The following is a 9,241-nucleotide window of genomic DNA, read 5'->3' on the forward strand; positions in this document are numbered from 1 at the left end:
ACCAGTGCGAGAACCCCAGGAAGTACTCCCGAAAATCTTCGTCCCAGCCCTCGACCTGCTCAACCGTCACCACACCCGGCAAACGACCCAGAACCAGACGAGGTAGCGACCCGCCGTTGCAGTACTAGGCCCTAACGGAGCCGGCAAGACCACCCTGTTGGATGCCATCTCCGGGCTGGCCCGGCCGCGAAGAGGCCACATCCGCTTCCACGGCAGCGAGATCGGCACCTGGTCTCGCACACGGCGCGCGCGACTCGGCATACGTCATGTCGAACAAGGCCGTGCCGTGTTCTCGGAGCTCACCGTGGCCGAGAACCTTGCCGTGGTCGCGCCTGCTGGCCAACACCGCAAAGTATTCGACATCTTTCCCGAGCTGGTACAACGCATCAACACCCCGGCCGGGCACCTCTCCGGTGGAGAACAACAGATGCTCGTCATTGGACGCGCCCTGCTTGGCCTCCGGCGAAACCACCACGTCAGGTCCAGACCAACACTGTTACTGCTCGACGAACTCAGCCTCGGCTTGGCCCCAGTTATCGCCTCTCGCCTCCTTCCCGTCGTGCGCGGCCTCACGGGAGCGCGGCACCGCCGTGCTGCTCGTCGAACAGTTCGCGCACCTCGCGCTACCAATCGCCGACGTCGCCCACCTCCTCGACCGAGGACGCATCACGTTCTCCGGAACGCCCGGCGAACTCCAGGCCAAGCCACACCTCCTCCACGAGTCATACCTGGCCAGCACCGGACCTGTCGCTATCGACTAGGTGTGATGCGGGTCGTCTCGGCCTCGGTTAGTGAAATGTCACGGGTTGTTCTCGACGGTGAGGGGGAGGTCCACGCGCAGGTTGGTACCCGCCCCGCGCGGACTGACGAGGATTATTCGGCCGCCGAGTGCCTCCGCGCGGTCCTTGAGGCCGACCAGGCCGGTGCCTCGGGTGAAGTCGGCGCCGCCGGCGCCATCATCGCGGATCGCGATGCGCAGGACGGCGTTGGCGGCGTCGGCTTCGACGGTGACCGTTACGTTCGAGGCGCGTGCGTGCTTGGCCGCGTTGGTCAGCGCCTCAGCGACGATATAGTACGCGCTGACCTCGACCTGCTCCGCCAGCCGCCCCTCCATGGTTGAGCGGAGGTCGACCGGGATCGGCGAGCGACGGGCGAGCGAGCGCAGCGCGGGGCTGAGGCCGCTGTCGGTCAGGATGGTGGGGTGGATGCCGCGCGAGATCTCGCGCAGCTCGTCGACCGCGCTGTTGGCCCCGGCCACGGCACGGTCGAGTTGCGCTCCGAGCGCGTCAAGCTCGGGCGGCAGCGCCGCCTGCGCGGCGCGTAGTTGCAGCGCCAGCGAGACCAGTCGCTGCTGGGCGCCGTCGTGCAGATCCCGCTCGATGCGTCGGCGGGTCTGGTCGGCGGTGGCGACGATCCGCGCACGGGATGTGGTGAGCTCCGTCCGGCTTTCGGCATTGGCGATGGCGGTCGCGATGAGCTCGGTGAAGTCGGCCAGCCGCTGTTCAGTGTCCAGGGGCAGCCGTTGGCGCCGTGACCCGACGCGCATCGCACCCCAGACCCGGCCCTCGACCTCGATCGGGCTTGCGACCACACAGCGGAGTCCGGCGGCGGTGTCGGGCTGGCTCGCGGCCGTAACTTCGTATTCGTCGCGGCGGGCCGCGCGGCCGGTGGCCTGGACCGACGCCATCGCCGAGTCGGGGTCGGGCTTGCCGCGAGAACCCGGTTGGGAGTGCTCGAACCCGCAACCTCCCATCACCGTCGTGTCCCCGTCCGGCTCGAAGCGCACGATCGCCGTGCTTTCGGCGGCGAAGAGCGCACCGACCTCGTCGGCCACGGCGGCGAACACGAGATCGGGACCCGCGCCGTGGGCGACCAACGTCGCCACTCGTCGCAGGGCCGCCTGTTCGTCGGCGATCCGGCGGAAGTCGGCGTACAGCTGGGCGTTGTCGAGGGACACGGCGAGTTGGCCGGCGATGAGTTTGACACCGTCGAGCCGTTCGGTGGTGAATGCGCCGCGGATGAGGCGGTTCTCCAGTAGCAGCACCGCCTGTAGTGTGCCGCGGGTGAGGATTGGTACGGTCAACAGGGAGCAGCAGGTGAGGTCGGCGAAATAGGGGTCGCGAGCGAACCGGTCGTCGCTGGTGGCGTTGTCGACGACGAGCGGTTCATGTATTCGCTGCGTGTACCGCAGCACGGACATCGGCACCGCGTCTTCGTGGCCGGTGACGCTGACCGGGACGATGCCGCCGTCGCCGCCGGGATCAGGCAGTAGCCAGCCTTGCCGGTCGTCGCTCCACAACAGCAGATGGACGCCGGTCGCGCCAGTCATCGCGCTGAGCACTTCGGCCACGCGGGAGTGTAGTCCGGCGATGCTGGTCTCGGAGCTCAGAGCCCGCGAGGCAGACAATATGCCGAGGAGGTCGATCGTTCCGGTCGTGACGGTGGAGCGACGATGGCCAAGATCGCCGAGCTGGTCGGTGCCGTGTCCGGCGGTGGCAACGACTCGTGGCCGCAGGGTCGGGTAGGCCCAGTCCAGCTGATCGACTTTCGCCGTCGCGCCCCACACGGCGTACTCGTGGCGAGCCTGGGCGAGAAGGTCGTAGCCGTTCTGTTCGAGGCCCTGGGCGAGGAAGAAGCGGGCCGCGTGTTCGGTGATCAGGGCCCGGTGCCATGGGCGTTGGCGACGGGCGACCTCGCGTCGCGCGGCGTCGAAGGCGAGGGCGGCGGCGCGGAAGTCGCCGATCGCCCAGGCCCGCTCGGCCTCGAGCAACCGCAGCAGGTGCAGAAAGTTCGCCGATGCGTCCGCAGCGCGCGCGGCCAGCCACCGCGTCACCTCATCCAGTTCGGACAGCAAACTGCCGTGCTCGTCGCAGTGGCTGGATCGGGCCTGCTCAGCGAGGGCTAGCCCGCGAAGCAGGCGGGCCACCGCGGTCGGGTAGAGGCCGGAGGCAGCCGAGAGCAGCAGGGGCATCGCCGCCGCGGTGTGTCGCGCCAGGCCGATCGGTTCGCTGAAGATGGCGGCAGCGATTGCGTGGCTGAGATGTGCGTAGAGAAGCGCCAGTGGGTTGTCGGCATACCTGTCGATGGGCACCGCTTCATCGGCGGCGGTGGAGTTTTCGCCGCGCAGAACGCCAGCCAGCCACTTGTAGCTGTCGAACCATTGGCCGGTCTGCTCGTTTCCGGTCCGTCGCACGAAGGCCAGCCCCGCCTCCACCTCGGCGGCGTAGGCGTCGAGTTTAGGCGCGCAATCCAGCAGGCCCGCCACGATCGGGTGGTAGGTATAGCCGGCGTTGGCGAGGTCCCCGCCCGCGATCAGTCCCTCGCGGGCGCGTTGAGCTGCATCGATGCTGTTTTCGATTGGCTCGAACCAGCAACTCAGTACGGCGAACAGGAAGCGTGCCTGCGAGGTGGAGGGTTCGTAGCCGCGGGCTTCACCGAGATCCAGGATCCGTCGTATCGCCCGATATCCAGCGACGTAGTCGTCGCGCAGTGACACGGCAGCGAAGGCTGTGTGGCTGCCCGGGCCGAGCAGGACCCGGCCGGGGCCGTGCTCGTCCCAGATCCGCAGCGCTTCCAGACTCAGCCAGGCGACCGTGGACTGGTCGGCGACGAAGTAGGCCGTCGGTAGGACCGCGTTGAGCAGGCGCGATGTGGCGAGCAGTGCCGGGTCGGTGATCTCAGGCCGAGCTAGTTCGTCGGCGCTTTCGGTGTCTTCGAGCCACCGGTATAGATGCTCGAATTGGTGGTCGAGCTCGATTGGGAGCCGGTCCGCGGCAGGTACGGTGATGCCGAGTTCGCGCAGCGACTCGATGCCCAGACCGAACGCGTCGGCAAAACGTTTCCGGTGGGTGAGGCTTCGCACCTGGACCGCCGTCGCGTCGGCACGTTGCATCGCGGTGGGACACAGTCCCTCGATGGTCCGGTAGTCCCCATCGGCCTCGTGCAGGTGTCCCATGCTGTACAACGCGGCGTGGCGGCCGATGTGCACCTCGACGAGCGTGCCGGTCTCAGCCACGTCGACGAGCGCTAGCGCGGCCGTGAGCAGTGCGTTCACCAGTGCGTAGTCCCCGATCAACGTCGCCTGGTCGGCGGCGCGCCGCAGCAGTCGCACCACCCGACGCCGCTCCGCGGCATCGTCGACTGCGTCGACCACCGGCAGGTACTGCTCCGCCGCGACTGCGAACAGCTCCGGCACGGCAGCCAGCCGCCGTGCCATCGCCAACTGCAAGGCGCGTCGCCGCAGCGGATCCAGGGCGCGCAGGATGACCTCGCGGATGCGGTCATGGCGAAACCGCACCGCCTCGGTCGCCCCGGGCACCACGAGCAGGCCATCGGCGAGGGCTGGCGCAAGCATCTTTTCGACCACACCCGACGGCTCGCCGGTGGCGGTCTGTAGCAGGCTCAGCTCGGCTCGCCCGCCCAAGCAAGCCATCGCCTCGCCGAGTTGCCGAGACGACGGTGGCAATGCCTCGACCCGCGCAGCCACTAGCGCGGCAACGTCGGACTGGCCCAGGTGCGTGCGCACGGCCGTCTTGTTCCATCGCCAACCGGCGGTCGTCGCGGTGAGCACCTCGTCCCGGCGCAGCGCGTTGAGCAGTTCCACCGTCTCGTAGGGGTTGCCGGACGTATGTGGTTCGATTACCTCGACCAGGCCCGCAGCCTCGGGCCGCTCCATGTGGAGCGTCTCGGCAACCATAGTGATGAGACGGGGGACGGGCAGGTTCAGAAGCCGTAGGTGCTGCACGCCGATCTTGTCACGCCACCGCGACAGCGACGCCGCCAGTGGGTGTGCTGCGTCGACGTCGTCGTCGCGATACGCGCCCACCAGCAGCAGACCGTCCACCGGATCGTCACTCAGCATAAGGTCGACGAAGCCGAGTGGGGTGGACCCCGCCCAGTGTAGGTCATCGACGAACACCACCACCGGCCGTTTCCGCGACGCAACCGTGCGCAACACCTCTGCAGCCGCTCGCTGCGACCGAACCTGTGCCGTCAGCGGATCCCCAGCATCGGGCGGCACCTCCAGCAACGCCGCGAACTCCGGCACCACCGCGCTCACTAGTCCCGCGCTTGTTGCGAGCTTGTCCAACAACCGCTCGCGAACCTCGGACAGCTCGTCCTCCGGCTCGGCCAGCAACAGCCGACCCAACGCGCGAAGCGCCTGATAAACCGCGTCGAACGCTAGATCCCGCCGATACGGGTCGAACTTGCCCACCACGAACCAGCCGCCGCTGCTGGTCACCACCGGTCGCAACTCATCGATCAGGGATGTCTTGCCCACCCCCGCCGCGCCGCTGACCAGCAACCCGCGACACCGGCCCGCTAGCGCGTCGTCGAACGCGGCCTGCAGCGCCGCCACCTCGTCGTCGCGGCCCACCAGCCGTGACGGCGGCAGGAGACGCAGCGGAAGGTCATGTTCGCCGACATGCAGCGCTCCCGGCGCGAGCCGCATTCCACCGCCGCGCAATCGCTCCAGGTCGTGCACCAGGCCGTCCGCCGCCTGGTACCGGCTGTCCGGCTCCTTCTCCAACAGATGCATGACAATCTCGGAGAACGCCACCGGTACCGCCGGGTTCGCCCGCGACGGTGGTACCGGCACCCGGGCCAAGTGGTCATGAGTGAGTTGCAACGGGTCGCCGGAACCGAACGGCGGGTTCCCGGTCGCGAGGTGGTACAACGTCGCACCCAGCGAGTAAAGGTCGGCACGGTGGTCCACCGACCGGCCGGTCCGCCCTGTCTGCTCCGGTGCCAGATATGCCAACGTGCCGACGATCTGGGTGTGATGGGTGAACTCCGGACGGATTTCGGCCAGCGACGCTGCCAACGCGAAGTCCACCAGGCACGGGACTCCGTCGCGCGAGATCACGATGTTTGCCGGTGTGACGTCGCGGTGCATCACCCCCCGGCTGTGCATCCGCGCCACCGCTCGGGCCAACTCCGCCGCGAGCTCCACCAGGACGTCAACCGCCAGCGGCTTCGGCAACCCCGCAAGGCTTTTGCCACCAACGTCCGCCACCACGATCGACCCCGCGTACCGCGGCGCATCGACCAGCTGTGCGACTCCAACGACGCCGCGCAGCCGCTCCAGGATTGCCCGCTCATGCTGCAGCCGCCGCGGCGCGTCCGGCCCCAGCGGTTCCTTCCGGACGACGCTGCGCCCGGCGAAGACGAGGCGGGTGACACGGGTGCGTTCACTCTCGTGAAGTACTATTTCGGCCTGAATTGGCGGATCTTGGCCTGGCAGCACTCTGCCTGTCCCCATCCGACACCTCCACGGACGGTTGGATCCAGTTCATACCCTGCTTATACCCAAGTACCTTGCGTGCACCAAATTCGAGCGTCGGTGCGACCGTGCGCGCCGCTTGGGAGCGCCCCCAGGTGGCCGTCCGGCGGTCACAGGGAACGGTCTGCTTGCCGCTGTCCGCGCCGCCTGATCGCTCATGGCTGGCTTGCGATGTGCTGTAGCCGCGGGGCCAACATGCTGACCAGGGAGGCGGGTTTGGTGGGATCGGTGAACGCCTAGATCTACTTTTAGGTCCGAGAACAGTAAGGTCCCATTGACCGATCGCTCCAGACCGTTGGTCGAGTTGGGCCCTCGGACTGTTTCGGGGCCGGGAGGGCGTGCGTTCCCGCCTCCTCCGCGGCGGGTTCGTCGTTCGTCTCGTCGTTGCCGATCATGACCGCCCGCTCGCCGGTCAGCCGATTCATCCACTACGCAGGTGGACGCCGTCCGATCGGGCTTGGCGGTCCCGCATGCGCGGTGTTCGTTGGCACGATGTGACTTCCCCAAAATAGTCAAAGCTTTTACGATATGCCTACGAAGGCCATGCCGTGCCTCGCTTCGGCGGAAGGGTAAACACGGCTTGACGGGTTGGGAGGCCGTGGTGGCTGCTGACGGGGAGCACGTGGGTTACCGTGAGGGAGCTGTGGCACCCCCCTGCAGACGTGCTCGAACGAACCCGGATCGGGGCGTTCCTGCGTTGGCTGGAGTGGGAGCACGGCCTGAGATTCGATGACTACGAGGCGCTGTGGCAATGGTCGGTGGACCGGACGGCCGAGTTCTGGCGGGCGATCTGGGACCACCTCGAGATCATCGAGCACGTCGCCCCGACCGCCACCCTCGCCGACGCGCGGATGCCGGGCGCCGACTGGTTCCCGGGCGCCCGGCTCAACTACGCCGAGCACGTGCTGCGCATGCCGGGCGTCGCCGGCGCGGAGCCGATCGTCATTAGCCGGTCGCAGACCCGCGGACCGGTCGACCTGACCGCCGAGGAGCTGCGCGAACGGGTCCGTCGTGTGCGGGCCGGCCTGCGCCGCCTCGGCATCAGTAAGGGCGACCGGGTCGCCGCCTACGCGCCGAACATCCCCGAGACGCTCGTGCTGATGCTCGCCACGGCCAGCCTGGGTGCGATCTTCTCGAGCTGCGCCCCCGAGTTCGGCACCCGGTCGGTGGTCGACCGTTGGCAACAGATCGAGCCGAAACTGCTCGTGGCCGTCGACGGCTACCGCTACGGCGCCAAGGAAATCGACCGCCGCGCCGAGGTGGCCGCGATCCGGGAGGCGCTGCCCTCGCTGCAGCAGACGGTCGAGATCGCGTACCTCCACGAGGGGCACGACGGCCTGCACGAGGGCCTGTGCACATGGGAGAGCTTGACCGAGCCGACCGGCGAGCCGCTGGAGTTCGAGCCGGTGCCATTCGCACACCCCCTGTACGTGCTCTACTCGTCGGGCACGACGGGCCTGCCGAAGCCGATCGTGCACGGCCACGGCGGCATCCTGCTGGAGCACGTCAAAATGCTCGCGCTGCACCACGACCTTGGCCCTGGCGACCGCTTCTTCTGGTTCACCACCACCGGCTGGATGATGTGGAACTACCTCGTCTCCGGGCCGGCCGCGGCTCCGGCGTCACGGGCCTTGCGCCAGTCCAGGATGTGTGACCCGTAGAGCCGTTCCCGGCGCAGGATCGCCCCACGAGCCGCCGCATCCGGCGCCGCGTCGTACTCGGCCAGGATCCGCGCTTTGAACTCTGCGGTGAATGTCCGCCGCTGGGGCCGGGCGTCCGGATCCGGGCTCGAACTGGGCTTCGACGTCATGCTGATGATCTCTCCTCGCAACCGTCCAGGAAGAGTATCCCCTGGTAGGCGGGTTGTCTCACATCATCCTGACAGGGAGGGCACTGGCACGGCGCCGCTCCACAGTCCACGATGACCCAAGTCGCCGTCCATGCCGAGACGCCGGGCGGTGACTCCGTGCGTTGGCTGGAGCCCGTCGACGGCAACCCGTGGGAGGTGAAGCGGTGAGACAAGGACAGCTGTTGATGCGGTACCCCATCGCGCTGCCAACCGACTACCACATGGAGATCATTCGGACACGGGTGCGAACAAGAGGCGGCGCTCGACAATCGCAGCGGACTTCGGTGCAAGGCGTACTGCATCCGTGAGGTAGGTGTCGACGAGTCGCAGGTGAACCAGTACGCACCCTTCTACCCGTGGGCGGACAGCGCCGCCGCGGCCGAATTCCTGTGGGGTGCCCAAGGTTTCGACGGCATCGTGCGCGACTTCGGTCGACCGCAAGTGCAGACCTGGGTGCCGACCGCGCTCGGTGTTGGCGGGTACGGAATATCGGCCGTCACCCGCGCGGTGTTGCGAACACAGTTAGCCGGACCAAGACGCCGATCTCGTTACGGTGGCGGAGGAACTGAAAGCAGCGGTGGGCGCCCGAGCCCAACATCCGGGAACTCACCTCGCGTTCGCAGGCATCGATCCAACGACCTGGCAGACTATCGAGTTCACGACCGTCGCCGGACTCGATTGCGCGACGATGCCGAATGACGCCACGCTCTCCATCGTGTTGTACGTTAGCGAACCGGACCAGCGGTGAATCTGCCGACACCGTTACGAACCGTACTCGGCGATATCACCTCCGATCAGCTTGGCGTCATAAATTCTCACGACCATCTATTCCTCTCGACGCCGGCGCTGCCCGGGCGGGAACTCGATGACGTGAAGGCCGCGACAGCCGAGGCGCAGGCGTTCGCCGCCGCCGGGGCCGCACCGTCGTCCAGTGGACACCCCGCGGACTCGGCAGGCGTCGCGCCGATCTTGCCGCGATCGCGTTGCAGGGCGATGTACGGCATGGTGGCGAGGATTCCGGTGAGCGCCACGGCGAGCGCGAGCAGCGGTGAGTCGTACCGGGCTCGCACGTAGTCGGCCACCGTCGTATGGCCGTTGTCCTTCGCGAC

At 67.8% G+C, this 9,241-nt stretch carries 3 protein-coding genes and 3 pseudogenes; 4 read left to right on the forward strand and 2 right to left on the reverse strand.

All coding sequences use genetic code 11. From position 1 onward, the window contains the following. Positions 1 to 157: 157 nt before the first annotated feature. A pseudogene (locus ABD332_RS60410) lies at positions 158 to 451 on the forward strand (ATP-binding cassette domain-containing protein); the annotation flags it as partial. A 348-nt stretch (positions 452 to 799) separates the two neighbouring features. On the opposite strand, the gene ABD332_RS59540 reads toward ABD332_RS60410, so the two are convergent. After that, on the reverse strand, positions 800 to 6,262 hold the full coding sequence (locus ABD332_RS59540; protein ID WP_344515982.1) for an AAA family ATPase: 5,463 nt from the start codon (positions 6,260 to 6,262) through the stop codon (positions 800 to 802). Between the two features lie 653 nt (positions 6,263 to 6,915). Between ABD332_RS59540 and ABD332_RS59545 the strand changes: the two are divergent. From ABD332_RS59545 to ABD332_RS59550, 3 genes and pseudogenes are all read left to right on the forward strand, one after another. Beyond that, a pseudogene (locus ABD332_RS59545) lies at positions 6,916 to 7,905 on the forward strand (AMP-binding protein); the annotation flags it as partial. Between the two features lie 412 nt (positions 7,906 to 8,317). After that, positions 8,318 to 8,609, forward strand: a pseudogene (locus ABD332_RS60415) (DUF4865 family protein); the annotation flags it as partial. 76 nt (positions 8,610 to 8,685) lie between these two features. Beyond that, the gene (locus tag ABD332_RS59550) at positions 8,686 to 8,880 is read left to right on the forward strand and encodes a hypothetical protein (protein ID WP_344515984.1); all 195 of its coding nucleotides are present in this window, start codon (positions 8,686 to 8,688) and stop codon (positions 8,878 to 8,880) included. A 67-nt stretch (positions 8,881 to 8,947) separates the two neighbouring features. Here the strand turns inward: ABD332_RS59550 and ABD332_RS59555 are convergent. Next, the coding region (locus tag ABD332_RS59555; protein WP_344515986.1) for a hypothetical protein at positions 8,948 to 9,241 on the reverse strand (294 nt) is incomplete at its 5' end.

This window comes from Dactylosporangium maewongense (assembly GCF_039531485.1).
Taxonomy (GTDB): Bacteria; Actinomycetota; Actinomycetes; order Mycobacteriales; family Micromonosporaceae; genus Dactylosporangium; species Dactylosporangium maewongense.

Bases quoted from the DNA above. Each gene is read 5' to 3' on its own strand.
- ABD332_RS59540 (WP_344515982.1), bottom strand. From the start codon at position 6,262: ATGGGGACAGGCAGAGTGCTGCCAGGCCAAGATCCGCCAATTCAGGCC.